Consider the following 22334-nt stretch of genomic DNA (forward strand, 5'->3'; position numbering starts at 1 on the left):
TGGCATGGCTGTCTTTTACTGGATAACTGAAATTCGATGCGCAGTCCCAATTGGTTGTTCCTCGTTTTGCTCTTGCTGCTGGCTGGCCTGCAGTACCGCCTTTGGGTGGGCAACGGGAGCCTGGCGCAGGTGGCCGACCTGACACAGCAAATTGCCGAGCAGCACGCCGAGAACGAGCGTCTGCTGGAGCGTAATCGCGTGCTTGACGCGGAAGTTCTTGAACTGAAGAAAGGCATGGAGACCGTTGAAGAACGTGCTCGCCATGAGCTGGGCATGGTCAAGGACGGTGAAACCCTTTATCAGCTGGCGCAATGACTGAATTCTCTCTACCGGCCTTCTGGGCCGTGATTCCAGCTGCGGGCGTCGGTGCCCGTATGGCTGCGGATCGTCCCAAGCAGTATCTGTCCCTGGGTGGACACACGATTCTCGAACACAGCCTTGGCTGTTTCCTCGATCATCCGGGCTTGAAGGGCCTGGTGATCGCCCTCGCTCCACACGATCCCTACTGGCCTGGCCTGGCCTGTGCCGCGGACCCGCGTATCCAGCGGGTCGATGGCGGCAGCGAGCGGGCCGACTCGGTCCTCAATGCCTTGCTGCACCTGCATACCCTGGGGGCGGCGGTGGACGATTGGGTGCTGGTTCACGATGCGGCACGGCCTAATTTGTCCCGTGGCGATCTCGACACATTGCTCGGTGAGTTGGCGCAGGACCCGGTGGGTGGGTTGCTGGCCGTGCCGGCGCGGGACACGCTCAAGCGTGCGGACAAGCAGGGGCGGGTGCTGGAAACCGTCGACCGCGCCTTGATCTGGCAGGCCTATACACCGCAGATGTTCCGCCTCGGCGCCTTGCATCGGGCCCTGGCCGACAGCCTGGTGGCCGATGCGACCATCACCGACGAAGCCTCGGCAATGGAATGGGCCGGGCAGGCGCCGCGCCTGATCGAAGGACGCTCGGACAATATCAAGGTCACCCGTCCCGAAGACCTGGAGTGGCTGCGCCTGCGCTGGGCGAATCGTCGCTGAGGGGCGCGCTCAAGTGGCGTACTCGGGCCGTTTGGCCAAACCTTCCTTGAGATAGTCCACCAGCTTGCGCACCTTCGGCGACAGGTGCCGTTGTTGCGGATACAGCGCCCACACCGCTGTGTTTGGTGGTTGATGGGCTTCAAGCAGGGAAATCAGCGTGCCGTTGTGCAAATGCTCCAGCACGTAATAGTCTGGCAACTGGCACAACCCGACCCCCTGCAACGCCGCATCCAGCACCGCTTGCCCACTGTTGCAGCGCCAGTTGCCCTGCACCCGCTGGGAAAATTCCCGCCCGTCCTGTTCCAGTTGCCAGATATCCGAGCTGCCGATCAGGCAGTTATGTCGGCTCAATTCCGACAGGCTATGGGGGCGGCCATAACGTTCCAGGTAGGACGGTGACGCGCACAGGTACATGCGCCGTGGTGCCAGCCGCGTCGCCACCAAGCGTGAATCCTGCAAGCGACCCAGTCGGATCGCCAGATCCAGCCCTTCATGCACCAGATCCAGAGTCCGGTTGCTCAACTCGATATCCACCCGCAGTTGCGGATGCAGCCCCATGAAACTGGTCACCAGCGGCACGATGAAGCGTTCGCCATAGGCCACGGCGCAGGTCATGCGCAACATGCCCTTGGGCTCGCTGGTCAGGTCGCCTACCGCCCGCAGGGCTTCCTCGCGTCCGTCCTGCAGGCGCTGGCAATGCTGCAGAAAGGTCTGGCCGGCCTCGGTCAGGGTCACGCGCCGGGTGCTGCGATAGAGCAGGCGGGTTTGCAGGCGATCTTCCAGTCGGGCGATCTGCCGGCTGATATGCGATGACGACACCCCGAGGCGTTCTGCCGCCGCCGTGAACTGGCTGCATTCGGCCACCGCGACGAACTCGTCGATGCCCTCCCAGCGGTTGTCATTCATTGGATTATCCCTGAGCAGCAATAATGTTTTGCTTTTGACTGGATTATTAATCAATCAAGGGTGATTTACACTCAGGTTTTCGTTGTTCACTTTTCAGGAGTTGCTGGATGATCAAGTCACGTGCTGCCGTTGCCTTCGAGGCCAAGAAACCCCTCGAGATCGTCGAAGTCGATGTCGCCCTGCCCAAGGCCGGCGAAGTGCTGCTGCGTGTCGTGGCCTCCGGCGTTTGCCATACCGACGCCTACACCCTGTCCGGCGCCGACCCTGAAGGTATCTTCCCGTCGATCCTCGGCCACGAAGGCGGCGCGATTGTCGAAGCGATCGGCGCGGGCGTGACCTCGGTGGCGGTGGGCGACCACGTGATCCCGCTGTACACCCCGGAATGTGGCAAGTGCAAATTCTGCCTGTCGGGCAAGACCAACCTCTGCCAGGCCATTCGTGCCACCCAGGGCAAAGGCCTGATGCCGGACGGCACTTCGCGTTTCTCCTACAAGGGCGAGACGATTTTCCACTACATGGGCACCTCGACGTTCTCCGAGTACACCGTGCTGCCGGAAATTTCCGTGGCCAAGATCTCGAAAGACGCACCGCTGGAGAAGGTCTGCCTGCTGGGCTGTGGCGTTACCACCGGGATCGGCGCGGTGATCAACACCGCCAAGGTCAAGCCGGGCGACACCGTGGCGATCTTCGGCCTTGGCGGCATCGGCCTGTCGGCGGTGATCGGTGCGGTCAAGGCCAAGGCGGCGCGGATCATTGCCATCGACATCAACCCGGCCAAGTTCGAAATCGCCCGGCAACTGGGCGCCACCGATTGCGTCAATCCGAAAGACTTCGACCGTCCGATCCAGGAAGTGATTGTCGACATGACCGATGGCGGCGTGGACTTTTCCTTCGAGTGCATCGGCAATGTGCAACTGATGCGCGCCGCGCTGGAATGCTGCCACAAGGGTTGGGGCGAATCGGTGATCATCGGCGTCGCCGGTGCCGGCCAGGAAATCTCCACCCGCCCGTTCCAACTGGTGACCGGTCGCGTCTGGCGCGGTTCGGCCTTCGGTGGCGTGCGCGGGCGCAGCGAGTTGCCGAGCTACGTGGAAATGGCGCAGAAGGGTGAGATCCCGCTGGATACCTTCATCACCCACACCATGGGCCTGGAAGATATCAACAAGGCGTTCGACCTGATGCATGAAGGCAAGAGCATCCGCACCGTCATTCATTTCTGAGAAGCAGCTTCGAGCGGCAAGCCACAAGCGGCAAGCGGGCGGTGTGCCGGCTTTTCACTTGCAGCTTGCCGCTTGAAGCTCGGAGCTGCCGTTATGTCCCTTGAGAATCTGTCCTGCCAGAAAAGCTTCGGCGGCTGGCACAAACGCTACAAACATCACTCCGAAGTCCTCGGCTGCGACATGGTGTTTGCGGTCTATCTGCCGCCGCAAGCCGAGCAGGGCGGCAAGCTGCCGGTGCTGTACTGGCTGTCCGGTCTGACCTGCACCGACGAGAACTTCATGCACAAGGCCGGCGCCCAGCGCCTGGCCGCCGAGCTGGGATTGATCATCGTCGCGCCGGACACCAGTCCGCGAGGTGCCGACGTGCCTGGCGATCCAGACAAGGCCTGGGACTTTGGCCTGGGCGCCGGTTTTTATCTCAACGCGACCCAGCAACCCTGGGCCCAGCACTACCGGATGCACGACTACGTGGTGCATGAGCTGCCGGCACTGGTCGAGGCGCATTTCCCGGCCTCGGACAAACGCGGCATCAGTGGTCATTCCATGGGCGGGCATGGCGCGCTGGTCTGCGCCTTGCGCAACCCCGGGCGTTATCAGTCGCTGTCGGCCTTCGCGCCGATCAGCAACCCGATGGATTGTCCCTGGGGGCAGAAGGCCTTTTCCCGTTATCTGGGCGAAGAACGCTCACGCTGGCGTGAGTGGGATGCCTGCGCGCTGATCGCCGAGGCCACTGAAAAGCTGCCGATCCTGGTGGATCAGGGCGATCGTGATGATTTCCTGGCTAACCAGCTCAAGCCTGAGGCGCTGCAACAGGCGGCGAAGCTGGCGCAACATCCGCTGACATTGCGGCTGCAGCCGGGCTACGACCACAGCTATTTCTTCATCGCCAGTTTCATTGACGACCACCTGAGGCATCACAGCGCAGCTCTTAGCGGTTAATCTCCGGCAAAATAGGTAGAATCACGCCCTGACTTACATCGGGGCGTTTTTTTTATGCGTATTGGCCACGGCTATGATGTGCACCGTTTCGCCGAAGGCGACTTCATTACCCTGGGCGGCGTGCGGATTGCGCACCACCACGGGTTGCTGGCCCATTCCGACGGCGACGTGCTGCTGCATGCCTTGAGTGATGCGCTGCTGGGGGCTGCGGCCCTGGGCGACATCGGCAAGCATTTCCCGGACACCGACCCGACCTACAAGGGCGCTGACAGCCGGGCGCTGTTGCGCCACGTCGTCTCGTTGATCAAGGCCAAGGGCTGGAAAGTCGGCAACGTCGATAACACCATCGTTGCCCAGGCGCCGAAAATGGCGCCGCATATCGAATCGATGCGCGCACTGATTGCCGCGGATCTTGAAGTTGAGTTGGATCAAGTGAACGTCAAAGCCACCACCACCGAAAAGCTCGGTTTCACCGGCCGTGAAGAAGGTATCGCTGTGCACAGCGTTGCCTTGTTGTTACGCCCATGACCGAACTGGAACTGCTGGGCCCACGCGCCTACGGCGATCTCCTCGGTAGCGCGGTGCTCAAGGCCACGGCTGAAGACTTCCAGGTCGATGAGGTCCTCGATATTCCGCTGAGCGGTGATGGCGAGCACCTCTGGCTGTGGGTGGAGAAACGCGGCCTGAACACCGAAGAGGCTGCCCGGCGTATCGCCAAGGCTGCCGGCGTGCCGTTGCGCACGGTCAGTTATGCCGGTCTCAAGGACCGCCAGGCCCTGACGCGCCAGTGGTTCAGCGTGCAACTGCCGGGCAAGGCCGACCCGGACCTGTCGGCGGCGCAGAACGACAGCCTGCTGATCCTCAAGAGCGCCCGGCACAAGCGCAAGCTGCAACGCGGCGCCCATGCCGCCAACGGCTTCACCCTGCGCCTGACCCAATTGAACGCCGACAAGGACGCTTTGCAGCAACGCCTCGAGCAGATCGCCCAGCAGGGTATTCCCAACTATTTCGGTGCCCAGCGTTTCGGCCACCTCGGCGGTAACCTCGGTGAGGCCCGCGCCTATGCGGCGCGCCAGGCTTTGCCCGAACAGCGCAATGTCCGTTCGCGACTGCTGTCCACGGCCCGCAGCTACCTGTTCAACCAGGTGCTGGCGGTGCGTGTCGGCGATGGCACCTGGAACCAGGCCCAGGTCGGCGACCTGCTGGCGTTCACCGACAGCCGCAGTTTCTTCCCGGCCGGCGAAGCCGAGTGCAGTGACCCACGCCTGGCGATTCTCGACCTGCATCCCACCGGCCCGCAGTGGGGCGAAGGCCCGTCACCGGCCACCGGCGCGACTTTCGTGCTGGAGCAGGCGGTGGCCGAGCGCGAGGCCGAACTCTGCCAATGGCTGGTCAAGGCGACAATGGAACACGAACGACGCATCCTGCGACTGCCCATTGGTCGGTTGTCGTGGCATTATCCGGAGCCTGACATTCTGCAACTGGAATTCGTTCTGCCGGCCGGATGCTTCGCCACTGCTTTTGTGCGCGAACTCGTCGATCTGGTGCCGGTAGGGCAGACGGACAGCTCATGCGTATTCTGATTTCGAACGACGATGGGGTTTTCGCCCCCGGTCTCGCCGCGCTTCATGCTGCGCTGGCGGACTATGCCGAGTGCACGGTGATTGCCCCGGACCAGGACAAAAGCGGCGCCAGCAGCTCGCTGACCCTGGATCGTCCGCTGCACCCGCATACATTGCCCAACGGCTTTATCAGTCTCAACGGCACACCCACCGACTGCGTGCACCTGGGGCTCAATGCCTTGCTTGCGCAGGAGCCGGACATGGTGGTGTCCGGTATCAACCTGGGGGCCAACCTGGGGGATGACGTGCTGTATTCCGGCACGGTGGCGGCGGCACTCGAAGGGCGCTTCCTCGGACGCACTTCGTTCGCCTTCTCGCTGGCCTCGCGCCAGGTCGACAACCTCGCCACCGCCGCGCATTTCGCCCGTCTGCTGGTACAGGCCCATGCCGGGCTGGTACTGCCACCGCGCACGGTGCTCAACGTGAATATTCCCAACCTGCCCCTGGAGCGCATTCGCGGTATCCAGCTCACGCGCCTGGGCCACCGTGCCCGGGCCGCGGCGCCGACGCGGGTGGTCGACCCACGGGGCAAGGCCGGTTACTGGATTGCCGCTGCCGGTGACGCCGAAGACGGCGGTCCGGGCACCGACTTCCATGCCGTGATGCAAGGGTTTGTCTCGGTGACGCCACTGCAACTGGATCGCACGTTCAACGATGCCTTCCAGTCGCTGGGTGGCTGGCTGGAGGGGCTTGCCTGATGGCTCGCGAGCAAGACGACCTGATGCGACGGGGTATCGGCATGACCTCCCAGCGGACCCGCGAACGCTTGATTCAGCGGCTCTATGAAGAGGGGGTGTCCAACGCCCAGGTGCTGGAAGTGATTCGTCGTACGCCGCGTCATCTGTTTGTCGACGAGGCACTGGCCCATCGTGCCTACGAAGATACGGCGTTGCCGATCGGCCATAACCAGACCATTTCCCAGCCTTATATGGTGGCGCGCATGAGCGAGCTGCTGCTGGAGGATGGGCCGCTGGACAAAGTGATGGAGATCGGTACCGGTTCCGGCTACCAGACGTCGGTGTTGTCGCAGCTGGTGGAGCGGGTGTTTTCGGTGGAGCGGATCAAGGTCCTGCAGGACCGCGCCAAGGAGCGTCTGGTTGAGCTCAACCTGCGCAACGTGGTGTTTCGCTGGGGCGACGGCTGGGAAGGCTGGCCGGCACTGGCGCCGTATAACGGTATTATTGTCACCGCTGTGGCCACGGACGTTCCCCAGGCCTTGCTCGATCAACTGGCTCCGGGTGGTCGCCTGGTGATTCCGGTGGGTTCCGGGGAAGTCCAGCAACTGATGCTGATCGTGCGCGAAGAGCAGGGTTTTTCCCGTCGTGTATTAGGCGCGGTACGTTTCGTTCCGCTGCTTAACGGACCCTTGGCCTGAACATTTGTTGAACGGCAATGAATTCTGTTTAAGGTCGTAGGTCTTAGAGCGGGACCCGATACGGCCCGCATGTTTAAAATGTGCCGGATTTTTCGACGTGGCTTTGTTGTCAGTGAAATTCCAACAGCCAGTTATACTTACGTCACATTACCGCCTGTACAGGCACTCTTATTTCAGCCACCAAAAAGGGAGCGGCGGGTGAGTCTCACAGTCATTCGGCAGCGTATGGGTAAAGCAAGCGTTCAGCGCCTGATGATCGGCCTTGCCCTCAGTGCTTTACTGGCTGGTTGCTCCAGTGCTCCAAAAAACGGCGTGCGCGTCGTCGATCGTAACGGCAACGCTACAACGACCACCGCCAACGCGGCGCCACAAAAGCCGATGACCACCACCGGCCAGCATGTGGTCGCCCGTGGCGATACGCTGTTTTCGATCGCCTTTCGCTACGGTTGGGACTGGAAAGCCCTGGCCGCCCGTAACAATATTCCCGAGCCTTACACCATCCATGTGGGTCAGGCGATTCGTTTCGACAGCCGTTCAAATTCAACGCCGGCCGCTGTCGCCTCGAGTTCGTCGGGCGCGGCGTCGACGGCGTCGCCTTCAGGCAAATTCACCATCACCCGGCGCCCGGCCAACGCGGCGTCGGGCACCGCAACAACCGTACAACCCGCGGCCCAGACACCTGTGGCGCAAACCCCAGCGCCGCCGGCCGGTCCTGCGCCGAAGGGTTGGGCATGGCCTTCAAACGGAATTCTGATTGGAAAATTCTCTTCAAACGGTAGTTTGAATAAAGGTATTGATATCGCCGGGGATTTGGGACAGCCTGTTTTAGCTGCGTCTGATGGGTCAGTGGTTTACGCCGGGAGTGGGTTACGGGGCTACGGCGAGCTGGTCATCATCAAGCACAGCGATACCTACGTCAGTGCTTACGGTCACAACCGTAGGCTGTTGGTTCGGGAGGGGCAGCAGGTCAAGGCTGGACAGACAATTGCCGAAATGGGATCAACTGGTACGGACCGGGTGAAACTGCATTTTGAGATTCGCCGCCAGGGGAAACCCGTAGACCCACTGCAATTCCTGCCACGTCGTTGATCCGTTTTCCAGCCTGTTCTCCTGACTGTAGCGGGAACAGGTTCCAGCGTTGCCAAGGATAAAGGCGCCGCTCGAGCTTGAGGTCGAACTCACCAAAGGACTATAACAATGGCTCTCAGTAAAGAAGCGCCGGGGTTTGACATCGATGATGAGGTGCTCCTTATGGACTCCGACATCGTCATGGATATGATGCCGGAGGACGACAGTTCTCCACCCCCAGTTCGTGCCAAGACCAAAAATGCTGCTTCGCTCAAGCAGCACAAGTACATTGACTACACGCGGGCGCTTGATGCGACGCAGTTGTATCTCAATGAAATCGGTTTTTCCCCCTTGTTGTCTCCGGAAGAAGAAGTTCACTTTGCACGCCTGTCGCAAAGTGGCGATCCCGCGGGCCGCAAGCGCATGATCGAAAGCAACCTGCGCCTGGTGGTGAAAATCGCCCGACGCTACGTCAATCGTGGTCTTTCCCTGCTGGACCTGATCGAAGAGGGCAACCTCGGTTTGATCCGGGCCGTCGAGAAGTTCGACCCGGAACGGGGCTTTCGCTTCTCTACCTATGCCACCTGGTGGATACGCCAGACGATTGAACGGGCGATCATGAATCAGACCCGGACCATTCGCCTGCCGATCCATGTGGTCAAGGAACTGAACGTCTATCTGCGGGCGGCCCGGGAGCTGACCCAGAAACTCGATCATGAACCTTCCCCGGAAGAAATCGCCAACCTGCTGGAGAAGCCGGTGGGTGAGGTCAAGCGCATGCTGGGCCTGAATGAGCGGGTGTCTTCGGTGGACGTGTCCCTGGGGCCGGACTCCGACAAGACGCTGCTCGACACCCTGACCGATGATCGGCCTACCGACCCCTGCGAGTTGCTTCAGGACGACGACCTGTCCCAGAGCATCGACCAGTGGTTGTCGGAGTTGACCGACAAGCAGCGTGAGGTGGTGGTGCGACGCTTCGGCCTGCGCGGGCATGAGAGCAGTACGCTGGAGGATGTCGGTCTGGAGATCGGTCTGACCCGCGAGCGTGTTCGGCAGATCCAGGTCGAGGGGCTCAAGCGCTTGCGCGAGATCCTCGAGAAAAACGGCCTGTCCAGCGAGGCGCTGTTCCAGTAGCGCTGCCTTGCGGCGGTCTTAAGAAAATCCCCGACACCTGGTCGGGGATTTTTTGCATCAGGGCCTCAGGCCCCGTGGCACTTCTTGAACTTCTTGCTGCTGCCGCACGGGCACGGATCGTTGCGACCCACGTCTTTCAGCTCGTTGCGCACCGGCTCCTGGTGAGCGTGGCCGCAGTTCGGGCCGTGGACATGACCATGGTCGTGATCGTGGTGGGCATGGTCATGATCGTGGTTGCAATCAGGGCCGTGGACATGGGGTTGTTGGGTCATGCTGGTGTCACTCCGGAATAATATCGGCGGGAATTATCTCGCCTTTGCGCTCCAGGTGCACGTCATGACTCAGGAATAGTCCGGTTTCCAGTTCGCCTTCCAGTCGGTAGGGGATCGGCTCATGGGGGTGTTTCATGCGCTTGGTCAGATCGCGCAGGTGTTCCCAGAGGTTGGTTCTGACCGGGACCACCAGGGAGGCGTGACTGTTGGCTTCAACGGTGAACCAGCCATCGGCGGACTCGCCTTCGCTCAGCAGCCAGCCGTCAAGATAGAGACGATAGTGCAGGCCGCGCACGGTCAGGCTGTCGTCGTTGGGGTTGTCGATGCGAAAGTGCAGGCGAAACTTCTGCTGCACCAGGCGGGCCTTGATCAGTTCGACACGCACCAGGCGCACCTCGGGCTCGCGGGTACCGCTGTCGAACCAGGACGCACAGCCGGAGAGCGTCAACAGCATGAACAGGCCGAGCGTGCCAAATGTCCGTGAATACATGGGGTTCCTCCCGCCGAAACCCCAGCATAGCAAGCCTGTGGGAGAAAAAGCTCATGGTTGTGGCGGTAAATCCACTGGGTGATACTGCCGGGCATTGGCGCAACGGATCAGGTCGGTGCACAGGAGTGTGAGCATGAAGCTTTACGAGATTGTCTTCAGTGGCGAGTCGCTGCCCGGCGCCTCCCCCGATCAGGTCAGGAGCAATCTGGCCCGGTTGTTCCAGGCCGATGCCCAGCGTATCGAACTGCTGTTTTCCGGGCGTCGACTGGTGCTCAAGAGCAACCTCGATGGGGCGGCCGCGGAAAAATATCGAGCCACCATCGAGCGCGCTGGAGCCTTGGTCACGGTAGTCGAGATGCCCGTCGAGGAAATCGAGATGACGGCGCTGGCATCAGTGCCTGGCGGGGCTCCGGTGGCACCGCGGGATGCCTATATGGCGGCGTTCAGCGGGGTCGATGCGCCGGACTTCGGGATTGCCGAGGTCGGCAGCGACATGCAGGACGCCAAGCCTGAGCCGGTCGCGCTGGCGCTGGATCTGTCGGCGTTCAGTGTGGCACCGGTGGGGGCCGACATGGGCCAATTGCCGGCAGCGCCCGCCGGCGCGGTGCCCGATATTTCACACCTGAGCCTCAGTTGAGCAGGTAGCCTGCGCAGCACTTCTTGTATTTCTGCCCGCTGCCGCAGGGGCAGGGATCATTGCGTCCGGCCTTGAGGGGCACGGTGGGGTCGATGAAATACCAGCGGCCGTCGCTCTGCACGAAGGACGATTTTTCCCGATGGCTGTGTTCGCCGTTGCTGTCGTGCCAGCGTGCAGTAAAGGTCACGAAGGCATGCTCGGGCTGACCGCCGAAGACTTCCGAACTTTCCACCTGCAAACCCAGCCAGGTGCTTTGCGCACTCCATTCGCCGATGGCCTGGCGATCCAGCCCGGGTTGTTGGATGGGCAGCGTGGTGTCTGCCAGATAATCCACCAGTCCCAGTACATAGGCGCAGTAGCGCGAGCGCATCAGCGCTTCGGCGCAGGGGGCCGGGTGGCCCGAGTGATAGTGGCCGCAGCAGGCCTCCAGCAGGTTGCCGCTACCACAGGGACAGATGGATGTGCTCACGGGAATCACCACCAGTACTTGCCGAAGTTTTCCGGATTGGCCCAGAACTTGGCGTTCAGCCAGTCCGGCACCTGTTTGTATTCCTTCAGATCATAGGTGAACAACGTCAGGACCTGCTCGTCGCGGGCAAAACGTTCGCTGCTTTGCAGGGCCAGGGCGAAGAAATCGTTCTCCTGCCAGCCGCTGGCGGCCATGTCCACCAGCACCGCGATACGGCTGGCATTGAGGTTGCGAATACCGCCAAGCAATTGCCGGCCGTCACGCTTGGGTAAATGTTCCAGGCAGTCGACCACCAGCGCCAGGTCGAAACGCCGGGCGGCCAGTTCGGCGGGTAGGGCGCCCGGCTCGGCGAAGGCCACCTGGGTCTCGGGATGAGCGGCCTGGAAGGCCTCGAGTGCCGGAAAGCTGCCGGCACCCACCAGCAGCAGGTTTTGCGGAGCATAACGGTCCAGCAGCGCCGCCAGTGCTTGCTGGGGTGTTCGGGTGGAAAGGCTTTCTAGCATCGGGATTCCTCGCTCAGGACGGCAAACACGGGCGAATTTTCAACGGCCACTGGCAAACTGCCCTGACTCGCCTTACTGTGCGCCAAAGAATAACTCATCAGGGGGGCGTATGAAGGTGCTTTGGGGGCTGGGCAAGGTGTTGACACTGATGTTCTGGCTGGTGGTGCTGGTCAATCTGGTGCAGCCGTTGATCAGTCCGTTCCGGGTGCTGGTGGATCTGGCGGGGAGCATGCTGCTGTTGACGCATCTGCTGGAAGTGATGCTGTTCAACGGTAGCCTGGAAGACCGTGCGCACCCTTGGCGTGACCGGGCGCAAATTCTGCTGTTCGGTATGTTCCACCTGCAAATCCTGCCTTTGCCCACCCGTGAGGAACGCCAACATGCGTAGCCTGTGTCTGCTGGCTGCCTTGTGCAGCCCCCTGGCGTTCGCCCAGGTCGTGACCGTTGAAACCAATTCCATGCTGCGCCTGCCCGCCAATACGTCGGTGTTGCAACTGGAGCGTCTGGACGTGGCCGACTTTGGCACTTTGCTGGTCCCGGCCAGTGTCACGCAACTGAATATCGGTGAACTGCACCTGGGGCATGCGGCGCGGATTGCCATTGTGCCGAGCGAGCAGGGGTTTGCGCTCAAGGCCGCTCGTGCGGAGTTGGGTATCGACAGCCAGATCAGCGCGATTGGAGCGCCGGGGACCTATCAGCGGGCCCCTTCGCCAGGGCGTAACCTGGATCTGCATATTGAGGCGTTGAGCGGTCCTTTGTTGTCGGTGGACGCCCGTGGCGGCGCTGGCGTGCCGGGGTATGTCGGGCTCGATGGGGCCAATGGCGATGAGCCGGGCTGTACTTGGGGCGCGGCCGGACCGGGCTCGGACGGCGACAATGGCGGCGACGGTCATCCGGGGGCGCCGGGTGCGCAGGTTCGCTTGCAGTTGCCACGGGATTACCCGGCTGCGCAGATCCGGGTGCTGGTCGATGGTGGAAACGGCGGTCTTGCCGGAGCAGCGGGTCGTCCGGGCGCGGGCGGCAAGTCCAAGGGTTGCTTGGTCTATGACACCGACGCTGGCAAGCCAGGCCGTCCAGGTCACGCGGGCAAGCCGGGGCCGGTGGGACCTGCGGGCAGCGTGACGGTCCAGCGCCTGTAACGCTGCACGTCCCTGGTAGGAGCCGGCTTGCCGGCTCCCACAATGTGTGTGACAAGCCCTCCAGCCGGCATCGGCATTCAAAACATCGGGCGTGCCGCCGCAATGGCCACCAGCGCCAACCCGATCAGCAGATTGATCCCCACCAGTCGCCGAATTTTCCCCAGCGCCGCCGCACCCGCTGGCCAGTCCTGGGCTTCCACCGCCTGGCGCAGATCCGGCAATTGCAACGACTGGATACGAATAAACACTGCGACCATCACGATATACAGGCCCATCATGACCTGCACATAACGCGGTGCGGTCTCGAACCCGCTGAAGCGCAGCTGGATCAGACCCACGCCGCTGATCGGCAACACCACCACCGCGACCCAGACCCAGACGAAGAAGCGCTGGAACACCTGGACCCAAAGCTTCAGCCGGGCCGGCCCCTCCAGCGCGGCCATGGCCGCCGGGCGAAGGATCATCCAGGCGAAGAACATACCGCCGACCCAGACCAGCGCGGCCAGGACATGCAAGCTGTAGACAAGGGCAAAAACGGTCATTCGGGTACTCCGTGCGGCGCGCGAGGGTTTAGCGGGGTATGATAGCCGTCCATTCGAACCACTGAAAATTTATCCAGCGTTTCTTGCGCCTGAAGACTCATGATCAGCACCGAACTCAAAACCACGATCCAGGGCGCCTACTCGCGTTTTCTCGAAGCCAAGAGCCTCAAGCCGCGTTACGGCCAGCGCCTGATGATCGCCGAAGTGGCCAAGGTCCTCGGCGATATCGACACCGATGACGAAGGTCGGCGTAGCGGCGACCCGGCCGTGGTCGCGGTGGAAGCGGGCACCGGTACGGGCAAGACGGTGGCCTACAGCCTGGCGGCGATTCCGACCGCCAAGGCCGCCGGCAAGCGCCTGGTGATCGCAACCGCCACCGTCGCGCTGCAGGAGCAGATTGTCTACAAGGACCTTCCCGACCTCATGCGCAACAGCGGTTTGAACTTCAGCTTTGCCCTGGCCAAGGGGCGCGGGCGCTACATGTGCCTGTCCAAGCTCGACATGCTGTTGCAGGAAGGCCACGCGCAGACCGCCACCGCGCAGTTGTTCGAAGAGGAAGGTTTTCGCATCGAGGTCGACGAGGCCAGCCAGAAGCTGTTCACCAGCATGATCGAGAAGCTTGCCGGGAATAAATGGGACGGCGACCGCGACAGCTGGCCCAACGCCCTGGAAGACGCCGATTGGGCGCGCCTGACCACCGATCACAGCCAGTGCACCAACCGCCATTGCCCGAACTTCGGCCAGTGCGCCTTCTACAAGGCCCGCGAAGGCATGGGCAAGGTCGATGTGATTGTCACCAACCATGACATGGTCCTCGCCGACCTGGCCCTGGGCGGTGGCGCGGTATTGCCCGATCCGCGCGAGACCTTGTATGTGTTCGACGAAGGTCACCACCTGCCGGACAAGGCCATCGGCCATTTCGCCCACTACACACGCCTGCGTTCCACCGCCGACTGGCTGGAGCAGACCGCCAAGAACCTGACCAAACTGCTGGCCCAGCATCCGCTGCCCGGTGACCTGGGCAAGCTGATCGAGCAGGTGCCGGAGCTGGCGCGGGAGATCAAGACCCACCAGCAGTTCATGTTCAGTGCCTGCGAGCAACTGGCCGACTTCAAGACCGGCGAAGACACCGAGGGCCGCGAGCGGCCGCGTCATCGTTTTGTTGGCGGGGTGATTCCGGAGCATATCCGCGAGATGGGCGTCGAGCTGAAGAAAGGCTTCGCCCGCCTCAATGACCTCTTCACCCGCCTGACCGAGTTGCTCAAGGAAGGCATGGACGGCGAGGTCAATATCGGCATCGCCAGCCACCAGGCCGAGGAGTGGTATCCGCTGTTCGGCAGCCTGTTGTCCCGCGCCCAGGGTAACTGGGAGCTGTGGACCGCCTTTACCGCCGAAGACCCGGAAGACAACCCGCCCATGGCTCGCTGGTTGAGCCTGGCCGAGGGGGGCGCGCTGTTTGACATCGAAGTCAACGCCAGCCCGATCCTGGCCGCGGAAATGCTCCGGCGTAACCTCTGGAACGTGGCCTATGGCGCCCTGGTGACCTCGGCGACCTTGACCGCCCTGGGCTCTTTCGACCGTTTCCGCATGCGCGCCGGCCTGCCGAAGAAAGCCGTGACCGCTGTGGTGCCGAGCCCCTTCCATCACGCCGATGCCGGTGTGCTGCGGGTGCCGAACCTCAACGCCGATCCGCGCGATGCCGCAGCGCATACCGCAGCGATCATTCGCGACCTACCGGAACTGGTGGAAGGCTCCAAGGGCACCCTGGTGCTGTTTTCCTCGCGCAAACAGATGCAGGACGTGTTCGATGGCCTGGACCGCGACTGGCGCAAGCAGGTGTTTATCCAGGGCAACCTGTCGAAGCAGGAGACCCTCAACAAGCACAAGGCCCGGGTCGACGGCGGCGACTCCAGTGTCCTGTTCGGCCTGGCGAGCTTCGCCGAAGGGGTGGACTTGCCCGGTGCCTACTGTGAACACGTGGTGATCGCCAAGATCCCCTTCTCGGTCCCGGACGATCCGGTCGAGGCGGCGCTGGCCGAATGGATCGAAGCCCGTGGCGGCAATCCGTTCATGGAAATCTCCGTGCCGGACGCCTCCCTCAAGCTGGTCCAGGCCTGCGGTCGCCTGCTGCGCACCGAGGAAGACCGGGGCATCATCACCTTGCTTGACCGGCGTCTGGTCACCCAGCGCTACGGTAAAGCTATCCTCAACGCCTTGCCGCCATTCCGGCGGGAAATTTCTTGATGTGACGCAGGTTGAATTGCCAACTTCGTTGTCTACGGATGGCGCCGCTCGGCGTCACGCTGGCCTTTGACTGGCCGTAAGGGAGAGTTTGATTCATATGATTGGCCGTACGCTGCCCGCCGTTTTTGCCTTGTTGTTTGCTGCGCCGCTGTGGGCTGCGCCTGCCGGGCAACAGACACTGTTCAACTTCGTTCGTCCCGCCGATGTGGTGCAGGTGGCAACCGTGGATGCCAGCCTGCCGCAATACAACGCGGAACAGACGGCCGAAGGTGAAGTGCTGCGGCGGGTGACCTTCAACCCGGCCGCCCAACCGAGTGTGCGCCTCACGCCGCAGACCGGTGCCTGGGACTGGTCGCAGGCGGGGGTCATGAGCTTGCGGATCCAGAGTGCGATGGATTGGGCCTTGACCCTCAATGTGACGATCCAGAGCAGCGACGGCAAGACCCTGACCAGCCGAGTCGATCTGCCGGCTGGTCCCGCGCAGACCTTGCTGGTACCGCTACAGGCCAGTTCCCCGTTGAGCCAGGGCATGCGCGCCGGTCCGCCGATGCCGACGACGGTGGATGGCCAGCGGGTGTTGCTGGCCAGCAGCCAGGGTCAACTGAATCGCCAGCAGGTGGTGTCGGTGACCTTGTCGATGGACGCGCCGAAAGTGCCTCAGAACGTTCTCCTGGAGCGTTTCGGCGTGCAGAGCGGCGATGATGTGGTCAAGGCCGTCTATGGCTCGCTGGTGGATGGTTATGGCCAGTCCACCCGGGCCAAATGGCCGGAAAAAATCAGCAGCGACGACCAGCTCAAGGCTTCCGCGAGCAAGGAAAGCCAGCAGTTGAAGACCTGGCTGAGCGAACGTGAGCGCAGTGCCCGGGACAAGTTCGGGGGTTCGCTCAAGGGCCCGGTCTTCGACGCCACCGGCTTCTTCCGTACCGAAAAACACGACGGCCGCTGGTACCTGGTGACGCCGGAGGGGCATCCGTTCTATTCCCTGGGTGTGAACACCGTGACGGCCAGCGACCAACAGACTTACGTCGAGGGGCGCGAGGGCATGTTCAGTTATCTGCCCAAGGACGGTGAGCCCCTGGCCGCCTACTACGGCAAGTCCGATAACAGCACCAGCACCGGGGCTTCCCAGGGCCGGACCTTCAACGCCGGGCGCTGGTTCGACTTTTATGGCGCCAACCTGCAACGCACCTATGGTTCGCCCTGCGCGACCGCCGAGGCGACGCAGCCCAAGCTGCCGTGCGCCCCGGGCCTGGATGCGCAACGTTGGCAGAAGCACACCCTCGACCGTTTACAGGCCTGGGGTTTCAACACCATCGGTAACTGGAGCGATCCGGGCCTGGGCCTGAACGACCGTGTGCCTTACACCTTGCCGCTGTCGATTGTCGGCGACTATGCCAGCATCAGCACTGGCAGCGACTGGTGGGGCGGCATGCCCGATCCTTTCGATCCGCGTTTTGCCATGGCCACCGAGCGTGCGGTAGCGATTGCCACCCGTGATCATCGTGATGATCCTTGGCTGGTGGGCTATTTCGCCGACAACGAACTGGCCTGGGCCGGTCCGGGAAATGATCCGAAGTCCCGTTATGCCCTGGCCTACGGCACCTTGCGCATGACCACTGACGTACCGGCCAAACGTGCCTTCCTCAAACAGTTGCGCGACAAGTATCGCAACCAGGAAGGCCTGTCCAAGGCCTGGGGCGTAGAGATTCCGACCTGGGAGCAGATGGAAGACCCGGGTTTCGAGGCGCCGCTGCCCAATCCCGCGCACCCACAAATCGAGGCGGACTTGAAGTATTTCCAGAAGGTGTTTGCCGACACCTATTTCAAGACCATTTCCGATTCGCTGAAATGGCATGCGCCGAATCACCTGTTGCTGGGCGGTCGTTTTGCCGTCAGCACGCCTGAAGCCGTGGCGTCCTGCGCCCAGTACTGCGATGTGTTGAGCTTCAACTTCTACACCCTCAAACCCCAGGACGGATACGATTTCGATCAGTTGGAGGCGCTGAACAAGCCGGTACTGATCACCGAATTCAACTTCGGTTCGAAGGACCGTGGCCCGTTCTGGGGCGGGGTGACGGAATTGGCCCGGGAAGAAGATCGTGGCCCGGCCTATGCCGCATTCCTCAAGCAGGCGGTGGCGGAGCCGGCGATCGTCGGTGTGCACTGGTTCCAGTACCTTGACCAGCCGGTGAGCGGTCGCCTGCTGGACGGTGAAAACGGTCATTTCGGCTTGGTGGGCATCACCGACGTGCCGTTCCAGGGTTTTGTCGAGAGCGTGCGCAAGAGCAACCTGCAAGCCCTGGCGTTGCTCAACAAGGAGGCCGAGAAAGCCAAGGTGGAAGCGCAGCAGAAAGCCGCCAAGGGCATCGGCCAGGATGATGTCGGTGGCAAGGGGCGTTCGGGCAGCACGGGCGGCGAGGGTGCCGGTCATCCCGGCGGCCATTCCGGCAACGGCCACTGATCGACTCTCTGATCACGGGCGCGCTGATTGATTTCCTGAATAGACGCCGTTCCTGTAGGAGCCAGCTTGCTGGCGATGGTGGTCGCAAGAGCGATGCAAGACTTGCGGGCCCCATCGCGAGCAAGCCGGCTCCTACAAGATTCTGCGGTGTTTTTCGGTAGAGCATTCCAATTCCTACAGCGGCCTACGTGACGCCTTACAATTCTTGCAAGGTGTTACGAATTGTCTGATTCAGGTCTGTTCCCAAACCCCTCAATCGCTGGAACAATGCAGGCCACTTTGGAATGTGTTGCTGGGAGAGTCACGGGTGCAGATTCAGGGTCATTTCGAACTTCAATTCGAAGCGGTGCGCGAAGCCTTCGCGGCCCTTTTCGACGGTCCCCAGGAGCGCGGCGCCGCGCTCTGCATACAGATCGGCGGTGAAACCGTGGTTGATCTCTGGGCCGGTACCGCCGACAAGGACGGCGCCGAGGCCTGGCACAGCGATACCATCCTAAACCTGTTCTCCTGCACCAAGACCTTCACCGCCGTCACCGCGCTGCAACTGGTGGCCGAGGGTAAATTGCAACTGGATGCTCCTGTGGCCAACTATTGGCCCGAGTTCGCCGCCGCTGGCAAGGCCGGTATCACCCTGCGCCAGTTGCTTTGCCATCAGGCCGGCTTGCCGGCTTTGCGCCAGTTGTTGCCGCCCGAGGCACTTTACGATTGGCAGGCTATGGTCGACGCCCTGGCAGCTGAAGCGCCCTGGTGGACGCCCGGTGAGGGTCATGGCTACGCCGCGATCACCTATGGCTGGCTGGTCGGCGAGTTGCTGCGGCGCGCCGACGGCCGTGGGCCGGGTGAGTCCATCGTGGCGCGGACTGCCCGGCCGCTGGGCCTGGATTTCCATGTCGGCCTGGCGGACGAAGAGTTTCATCGTGTCGCCCATATCGCCCGGGGCAAGGGCAATGTCGGCGACGCGGCGGCCCAGCGCCTGCTGCAAGTGACGATGCGTGAGCCCGAGGCGATGAGCACCCGGGCGTTCACCAATCCACCGTCGATCATGACCAGCACCAACAAACCGGAGTGGCGGCGCATGCAGCAGCCAGCCGCCAATGGCCATGGCAATGCGCGCAGCCTGGCAGGATTCTACAGCGGCCTGCTCGACGGTCGCCTGCTGGAGGCCGAGATGCTCGAGGAACTGACCCGCCAGCACAGCCTGGGCATGGACAAGACTTTGCTGACCCAGACCCGTTTCGGCCTGGGTTGCATACTCGATCAGCCGGATGTGGCCAACGCCACCTTTGGCCTCGGGGCCAAGGCCTTTGGTCATCCGGGTGCCGGCGGCTCCATCGGCTTTGCCGACCCTGAGCATGATGTTGCCTTCGGCTTTGTGACCAATACCCTCGGGCCCTATGTATTGATGGACCCGCGGGCACAGAAGCTAGTACGGATTTTGGCCGGCTGTCTGTAGAATGCGCACATAAAGTCGTAGGCCGGAACCCTGTGACTTTTTTGCTTTCTAATACAAGGTTTCACGGGGCCTGAAGGCCCTTGTATCTCTATCTCATTTTGTGGATATCCAATGTCATCGAACAAGTCTCTCGCCCTGGCCATCTGTCTGACCGTGACCGGTTGTGCGCAAACTCCACAAAGTGCGGACAAGGACATTGCTCAAGCCCCGGCGTCCGCTAGCGCCAGCGCACCCGCCGCACCTACGGCTGCCGTAGCGGTCTCCAAGGACGCCGCCAAACTCCCGGTCAAACCGGGAGTTGCCTCAGCAGCGGCCAAGGCCGCAACACCGGCCGCGCCCGCCGCCGCTCCAGTGGTTGCTCCAACTGTCGCTGCTGCGCCGGTCGCCGACGCGGACACCGGTAGCCACTGGTGGTGGCCGTTCGGTTCGTCCGACAAGGTCGTCGTGAAAGACCCGGCCCAGGCTGCCGCACCGGCCGCCAAGCCACAAGACAAGCCCGTGCCACCCCTGGCCACGGCGGTTGCAGCCGCAACGACTCCGGCACCGCAGACCGACCCTGCCACCCACTGGTGGTGGCCGTTCGGCAGCTCGGAAAAAGCCAAGGACGTTACCCAGCCGCCCGTCAAGGCTGTGCCGATGCCCGATCCGAAAATCACCCAGGCCTGGCTCGACGACTACGAGCCGCGCCTGCGTATCGCGATTCAGAACAGCTCCCTGAAGCTGGAGCGGCGTGAGAACGTGCTGGTGGTCATTGCCCCGGTGGACGGTTTCTACAACCCCAAGCGTCCGGAAATGTTGCTGCCGGTGACCCTCGGTCCTTTCAGTCGAATCGCCAAGACCGTCGAGGGTGACCCCAAGACCGCCGTGCTGATCCTCGGCCATGGCGACAACAGCACCAGCGCCGAGTCGACCCAGGCGCTGAGCCAGCAACGGGCTCAGTCCGTCGCTGCCATTTTCGGCCTCAGCGGTCTGCATCGTGATCGCCTGATGCTGCGTGGCATGGGCGCGGACATGCCGCGTGCGGCCAACGACAGCAGCGAAGGCCGGGCCCTGAACCGCCGCGTGGAAATCATCCTGACGCCGCAGAACACCATGGTTGCGCTGTTGAGCAAATACAGCATTCCGGTTCCAGCTCCGCTTCCGGTCACCCAAGTGGCGGCAGCGGACGTCAAGCCGGCAGTAGCGCCTGCGCCTGTGGCGAAGAAAGCGGCAACGACCAAGGGCAAGGCTGCGGCCAAGAAAGCCCCGGTGCACAAGAAGGCTCCGGTCAAGAAGGCTGCGGCCAAGCCTGCGGCTGACAAGGCGGCTGCGGCGAAGAAAGACGCCAGCACCGACAGCTCGACCAAGAACTGACCTGACGATCGAGAAGGAACGCGTCATGACCCAAGCCCTGGCGGATATGCGCCGCGACTACACCCGTGACGGTCTCACCGAGGCCCAGGCCCCGGCTGAGCCGTTCGCGCTGTTCCACCAGTGGTTTGCTGAAGCGGTGAAGACCGAGCAGGCGCCCGTCGAAGCCAATGCCATGACCCTGGCGACGGTGGACGAGGAAGGGCGCCCGCATTGCCGCATCCTGTTGCTCAAGGGCTTGGACGAGGCGGGTTTTACCTTCTTCACCAACTATGAAAGCGACAAGGGCCGGCAACTGGCGGCCCGTCCCTTTGCCGCGATGACCTTCTTCTGGCCGACCCTGGAACGCCAGGTGCGGATCGAGGGGCGGGTGGTCAAGGTCTCGGCGCAGGAGTCGGATGCGTACTTCCAGGTGCGCCCGCTGGGCAGCCGCCTGGGGGCCTGGGCTTCGCCGCAAAGCCGGGTGATCGCTGATCGCGCAGAACTCGAAGGCTTGCTCAAGAACACCGAAGCACGTTTCAGCGATACACAGCCGGATTGCCCGGAGCATTGGGGTGGCTACCGTCTGCTGCCGGAGCGCATCGAGTTCTGGCAAGGTCGCGCCAGCCGTCTGCATGACCGTCTCGACTACCGTCTGGTGGGCGCGGACTGGACGCGTCGGCGCCTGGCACCTTGATTTGATCTGGATGATCTGGGACGGTAGCTTCAAGCCGCAGTCTCGACAATCGGCGGGCTGCTCTCGGGGGACACCGATGTTCAAATATGAACTTTTTGTGTATTGCACTGTCTCCCGGTAGCCGTCGCGCCAGATCATGATCCATCAGAGCGACTGATGTGCTCCGAATTCCCGGGTGCCAAGGCTGTACTGGCGCTGAATGAACATCATTTTATCCGTGTGGTGCCGTGACAGGGATCAAGCTGCGGAGTTTAATTAAAGTCATATCTTTTGGAGTTGATCCTATGCGTAAGTCTGTTTTGTTGATTGCTTCCTTCTCCACCATGGCCATGTTGCTGGGTGGTTGCACCAACAGCCTGACTGGCGATTCCTATTCCCGTGACGAAGCCCGTCGCGTCCAGACCATCCGCATGGGCACCATCGAATCGCTGCGTCCGGTGAAAATCGAAGGCAGCAACTCGCCTATCGGTGCCGGTGCCGGTGCGATTATCGGTGGCGTCGGTGGCAGCGCCATCGGCGGTGGCAAGGGCAGCATCGTGACCGCGGTGATCGGTGCGGTCGCCGGTGGCGTGCTGGGCAACATGGCTGAAAAAGGCCTGACCAGCGCCCAAGGTGTTGAAATCACCGTGCGTGAAGACGACGGCGGCATGCGCGCCTATGTGCAGGAAGTGCAGCCGAACGAAATCTTCCGGGTCGGCGAGCGCGTGCGTATCTCCACCGTGGGTGGCACCAGCCGCGTTTCCCACTGATTTCGCAGTCAGCCTTGAAAAGAAACCCCGGCCAGGGAACTGGCCGGGGTTTTCTTTTTTACG

General features: G+C 62.3%; 25 protein-coding genes. 19 read left to right on the top strand and 6 right to left on the bottom strand.

Going from position 1 to position 22334, the window contains the following annotated elements:
- Positions 1 to 36: 36 nt before the first annotated feature.
- A complete protein-coding gene (gene ftsB / locus HX866_RS02050; protein ID WP_017906255.1) occupies positions 37 to 315 on the top strand; it encodes a cell division protein FtsB in 279 nt (92 codons plus the stop codon).
- Positions 312 to 1022, top strand: coding sequence for a 2-C-methyl-D-erythritol 4-phosphate cytidylyltransferase (ispD, locus tag HX866_RS02055; protein ID WP_177092962.1), 711 nt, complete (start codon positions 312 to 314; stop codon positions 1020 to 1022). Before ftsB ends, ispD begins: the two co-directional genes overlap by 4 nt.
- A 9-nt stretch (positions 1023 to 1031) precedes the next feature.
- Here the strand turns inward: ispD and HX866_RS02060 are convergent, their stop codons facing one another.
- A complete protein-coding gene (locus HX866_RS02060; RefSeq protein WP_177092961.1) occupies positions 1032 to 1928 on the bottom strand; it encodes a LysR substrate-binding domain-containing protein in 897 nt (298 codons plus the stop codon).
- A gap of 107 nt (positions 1929 to 2035) precedes the next feature.
- Here HX866_RS02060 and HX866_RS02065 point away from each other — a divergent pair, with 107 nt between their 5' ends.
- From HX866_RS02065 to rpoS, 8 genes are all read left to right on the top strand, one after another.
- The gene (locus tag HX866_RS02065) at positions 2036 to 3148 is read left to right on the top strand and encodes an S-(hydroxymethyl)glutathione dehydrogenase/class III alcohol dehydrogenase (protein ID WP_177099613.1); all 1113 of its coding nucleotides are present in this window, start codon (positions 2036 to 2038) and stop codon (positions 3146 to 3148) included.
- A 93-nt stretch (positions 3149 to 3241) separates the two neighbouring features.
- Complete coding sequence (fghA, locus tag HX866_RS02070; RefSeq protein WP_177092959.1) at positions 3242 to 4087, top strand: S-formylglutathione hydrolase; 846 nt, start codon at positions 3242 to 3244, stop codon at positions 4085 to 4087.
- 54 nt (positions 4088 to 4141) lie between these two features.
- Positions 4142 to 4615 carry a 2-C-methyl-D-erythritol 2,4-cyclodiphosphate synthase gene (ispF, locus tag HX866_RS02075; protein WP_177099617.1) on the top strand — a complete coding sequence of 158 codons (474 nt, stop codon included), beginning with the start codon at positions 4142 to 4144 and terminating at the stop codon, positions 4613 to 4615.
- A complete protein-coding gene (gene truD, locus HX866_RS02080) occupies positions 4612 to 5670 on the top strand; it encodes a tRNA pseudouridine(13) synthase TruD (RefSeq protein ID WP_177137875.1) in 1059 nt (352 codons plus the stop codon). Before ispF ends, truD begins: the two co-directional genes overlap by 4 nt.
- A complete protein-coding gene (surE, locus tag HX866_RS02085; RefSeq protein ID WP_177137877.1) occupies positions 5658 to 6407 on the top strand; it encodes a 5'/3'-nucleotidase SurE in 750 nt (249 codons plus the stop codon). The genes truD and surE overlap by 13 nt, the downstream gene beginning before the upstream one ends.
- A gap of 41 nt (positions 6408 to 6448) precedes the next feature.
- Positions 6449 to 7084, top strand: coding sequence for a protein-L-isoaspartate(D-aspartate) O-methyltransferase (locus HX866_RS02090; RefSeq protein ID WP_177093362.1), 636 nt, complete (start codon positions 6449 to 6451; stop codon positions 7082 to 7084).
- Between the two features lie 198 nt (positions 7085 to 7282).
- Complete coding sequence (locus tag HX866_RS02095) at positions 7283 to 8173, top strand: peptidoglycan DD-metalloendopeptidase family protein (protein WP_177124083.1); 891 nt, start codon at positions 7283 to 7285, stop codon at positions 8171 to 8173.
- 186 nt (positions 8174 to 8359) lie between these two features.
- A complete protein-coding gene (gene rpoS, locus HX866_RS02100) occupies positions 8360 to 9286 on the top strand; it encodes an RNA polymerase sigma factor RpoS (RefSeq protein WP_371315522.1) in 927 nt (308 codons plus the stop codon).
- A gap of 65 nt (positions 9287 to 9351) precedes the next feature.
- Here rpoS and HX866_RS02105 read toward each other — a convergent pair whose 3' ends face one another.
- Both HX866_RS02105 and HX866_RS02110 read right to left on the bottom strand, forming a co-directional pair.
- Positions 9352 to 9558, bottom strand: coding sequence for an SEC-C metal-binding domain-containing protein (locus HX866_RS02105; protein ID WP_177092954.1), 207 nt, complete (start codon positions 9556 to 9558; stop codon positions 9352 to 9354).
- Between the two features lie 7 nt (positions 9559 to 9565).
- Positions 9566 to 10048 carry an LEA type 2 family protein gene (locus HX866_RS02110; RefSeq protein WP_177092953.1) on the bottom strand — a complete coding sequence of 161 codons (483 nt, stop codon included), beginning with the start codon at positions 10046 to 10048 and terminating at the stop codon, positions 9566 to 9568.
- Positions 10049 to 10181: 133 nt separating this feature from the next.
- On the opposite strand from HX866_RS02110, the gene HX866_RS02115 reads away from it, so the two are divergent.
- Positions 10182 to 10685 carry a hypothetical protein gene (locus HX866_RS02115; RefSeq protein WP_177099623.1) on the top strand — a complete coding sequence of 168 codons (504 nt, stop codon included), beginning with the start codon at positions 10182 to 10184 and terminating at the stop codon, positions 10683 to 10685.
- On the opposite strand, the gene HX866_RS02120 is transcribed toward HX866_RS02115, so the two are convergent.
- Both HX866_RS02120 and HX866_RS02125 read right to left on the bottom strand, forming a co-directional pair.
- Positions 10678 to 11154: a YchJ family protein gene (locus HX866_RS02120; RefSeq protein ID WP_177092951.1), complete on the bottom strand. Its 477-nt coding sequence runs from the start codon at positions 11152 to 11154 to the stop codon at positions 10678 to 10680. The genes HX866_RS02115 and HX866_RS02120 overlap by 8 nt on opposite strands.
- A 5-nt stretch (positions 11155 to 11159) precedes the next feature.
- A complete protein-coding gene (locus tag HX866_RS02125) occupies positions 11160 to 11657 on the bottom strand; it encodes a DUF6231 family protein (protein ID WP_177099625.1) in 498 nt (165 codons plus the stop codon).
- A gap of 109 nt (positions 11658 to 11766) precedes the next feature.
- Between HX866_RS02125 and HX866_RS02130 the strand changes: the two genes are divergently transcribed.
- Positions 11767 to 12045, top strand: a complete 279-nt coding sequence (locus HX866_RS02130) for a DUF1145 domain-containing protein (protein WP_177092945.1) — start codon at positions 11767 to 11769, stop codon at positions 12043 to 12045.
- Positions 12038 to 12796: a collagen-like protein gene (locus tag HX866_RS02135; RefSeq protein ID WP_177099627.1), complete on the top strand. Its 759-nt coding sequence runs from the start codon at positions 12038 to 12040 to the stop codon at positions 12794 to 12796. The genes HX866_RS02130 and HX866_RS02135 overlap by 8 nt, the downstream gene beginning before the upstream one ends.
- Positions 12797 to 12873: 77 nt before the next feature.
- Here HX866_RS02135 and HX866_RS02140 read toward each other — a convergent pair whose 3' ends face one another.
- Positions 12874 to 13338 carry a CopD family protein gene (locus HX866_RS02140; protein WP_177092943.1) on the bottom strand — a complete coding sequence of 155 codons (465 nt, stop codon included), beginning with the start codon at positions 13336 to 13338 and terminating at the stop codon, positions 12874 to 12876.
- A gap of 99 nt (positions 13339 to 13437) precedes the next feature.
- On the opposite strand from HX866_RS02140, the gene dinG reads away from it, so the two are divergent.
- The 6 genes from dinG (at position 13438) to HX866_RS02170 (ending at position 22271) form a co-directional block, all read left to right on the top strand.
- Positions 13438 to 15582, top strand: a complete 2145-nt coding sequence (gene dinG, locus HX866_RS02145) for an ATP-dependent DNA helicase DinG (protein WP_177099629.1) — start codon at positions 13438 to 13440, stop codon at positions 15580 to 15582.
- A gap of 97 nt (positions 15583 to 15679) precedes the next feature.
- Positions 15680 to 18043, top strand: a complete 2364-nt coding sequence (locus HX866_RS02150) for a beta-galactosidase (RefSeq protein ID WP_177137879.1) — start codon at positions 15680 to 15682, stop codon at positions 18041 to 18043.
- A 307-nt stretch (positions 18044 to 18350) separates the two neighbouring features.
- Positions 18351 to 19496, top strand: coding sequence for a serine hydrolase domain-containing protein (locus HX866_RS02155; protein WP_177137881.1), 1146 nt, complete (start codon positions 18351 to 18353; stop codon positions 19494 to 19496).
- Between the two features lie 111 nt (positions 19497 to 19607).
- Positions 19608 to 20849: an OmpA family protein gene (locus tag HX866_RS02160; RefSeq protein WP_177124079.1), complete on the top strand. Its 1242-nt coding sequence runs from the start codon at positions 19608 to 19610 to the stop codon at positions 20847 to 20849.
- A gap of 25 nt (positions 20850 to 20874) precedes the next feature.
- Positions 20875 to 21522: a pyridoxamine 5'-phosphate oxidase gene (pdxH, locus tag HX866_RS02165; protein WP_177099636.1), complete on the top strand. Its 648-nt coding sequence runs from the start codon at positions 20875 to 20877 to the stop codon at positions 21520 to 21522.
- Positions 21523 to 21806: 284 nt separating this feature from the next.
- Entirely contained in the window at positions 21807 to 22271 is a 465-nt protein-coding gene (locus HX866_RS02170; RefSeq protein ID WP_177092937.1) for a glycine zipper 2TM domain-containing protein, read from the top strand.
- Positions 22272 to 22334: the final 63 nt, after the last annotated feature.

It is taken from the genome of Pseudomonas gingeri (assembly GCF_013386165.1).
Lineage (GTDB): Bacteria > Pseudomonadota > Gammaproteobacteria > Pseudomonadales > Pseudomonadaceae > Aquipseudomonas > Aquipseudomonas gingeri_C.

What these genes read in the sequence shown, in the direction of transcription:
- ispF (WP_177099617.1), top strand. Translation starts at nt 4,142, where the DNA reads ATGCGTATTGGCCACGGCTATGATGTGCACCGTTTCGCCGAAGGCGAC.
- pdxH (WP_177099636.1), top strand. Translation starts at nt 20,875, where the DNA reads ATGACCCAAGCCCTGGCGGATATGCGCCGCGACTACACCCGTGACGGT.
- fghA (WP_177092959.1), top strand. Translation starts at nt 3,242, where the DNA reads ATGTCCCTTGAGAATCTGTCCTGCCAGAAAAGCTTCGGCGGCTGGCAC.
- truD (WP_177137875.1), top strand. Translation starts at nt 4,612, where the DNA reads ATGACCGAACTGGAACTGCTGGGCCCACGCGCCTACGGCGATCTCCTC.
- HX866_RS02115 (WP_177099623.1), top strand. Translation starts at nt 10,182, where the DNA reads ATGAAGCTTTACGAGATTGTCTTCAGTGGCGAGTCGCTGCCCGGCGCC.
- HX866_RS02150 (WP_177137879.1), top strand. Translation starts at nt 15,680, where the DNA reads ATGATTGGCCGTACGCTGCCCGCCGTTTTTGCCTTGTTGTTTGCTGCG.
- HX866_RS02130 (WP_177092945.1), top strand. Translation starts at nt 11,767, where the DNA reads ATGAAGGTGCTTTGGGGGCTGGGCAAGGTGTTGACACTGATGTTCTGG.
- HX866_RS02105 (WP_177092954.1), bottom strand. Translation starts at nt 9,558, where the DNA reads ATGACCCAACAACCCCATGTCCACGGCCCTGATTGCAACCACGATCAT.
- surE (WP_177137877.1), top strand. Translation starts at nt 5,658, where the DNA reads ATGCGTATTCTGATTTCGAACGACGATGGGGTTTTCGCCCCCGGTCTC.
- HX866_RS02140 (WP_177092943.1), bottom strand. Translation starts at nt 13,338, where the DNA reads ATGACCGTTTTTGCCCTTGTCTACAGCTTGCATGTCCTGGCCGCGCTG.
- HX866_RS02090 (WP_177093362.1), top strand. Translation starts at nt 6,449, where the DNA reads ATGACCTCCCAGCGGACCCGCGAACGCTTGATTCAGCGGCTCTATGAA.
- HX866_RS02110 (WP_177092953.1), bottom strand. Translation starts at nt 10,048, where the DNA reads ATGTATTCACGGACATTTGGCACGCTCGGCCTGTTCATGCTGTTGACG.
- HX866_RS02065 (WP_177099613.1), top strand. Translation starts at nt 2,036, where the DNA reads ATGATCAAGTCACGTGCTGCCGTTGCCTTCGAGGCCAAGAAACCCCTC.
- HX866_RS02060 (WP_177092961.1), bottom strand. Translation starts at nt 1,928, where the DNA reads ATGAATGACAACCGCTGGGAGGGCATCGACGAGTTCGTCGCGGTGGCC.
- HX866_RS02135 (WP_177099627.1), top strand. Translation starts at nt 12,038, where the DNA reads ATGCGTAGCCTGTGTCTGCTGGCTGCCTTGTGCAGCCCCCTGGCGTTC.
- ispD (WP_177092962.1), top strand. Translation starts at nt 312, where the DNA reads ATGACTGAATTCTCTCTACCGGCCTTCTGGGCCGTGATTCCAGCTGCG.
- dinG (WP_177099629.1), top strand. Translation starts at nt 13,438, where the DNA reads ATGATCAGCACCGAACTCAAAACCACGATCCAGGGCGCCTACTCGCGT.
- HX866_RS02125 (WP_177099625.1), bottom strand. Translation starts at nt 11,657, where the DNA reads ATGCTAGAAAGCCTTTCCACCCGAACACCCCAGCAAGCACTGGCGGCG.
- rpoS (WP_371315522.1), top strand. Translation starts at nt 8,360, where the DNA reads ATGATGCCGGAGGACGACAGTTCTCCACCCCCAGTTCGTGCCAAGACC.
- HX866_RS02170 (WP_177092937.1), top strand. Translation starts at nt 21,807, where the DNA reads ATGCGTAAGTCTGTTTTGTTGATTGCTTCCTTCTCCACCATGGCCATG.
- ftsB (WP_017906255.1), top strand. Translation starts at nt 37, where the DNA reads ATGCGCAGTCCCAATTGGTTGTTCCTCGTTTTGCTCTTGCTGCTGGCT.
- HX866_RS02160 (WP_177124079.1), top strand. Translation starts at nt 19,608, where the DNA reads ATGTCATCGAACAAGTCTCTCGCCCTGGCCATCTGTCTGACCGTGACC.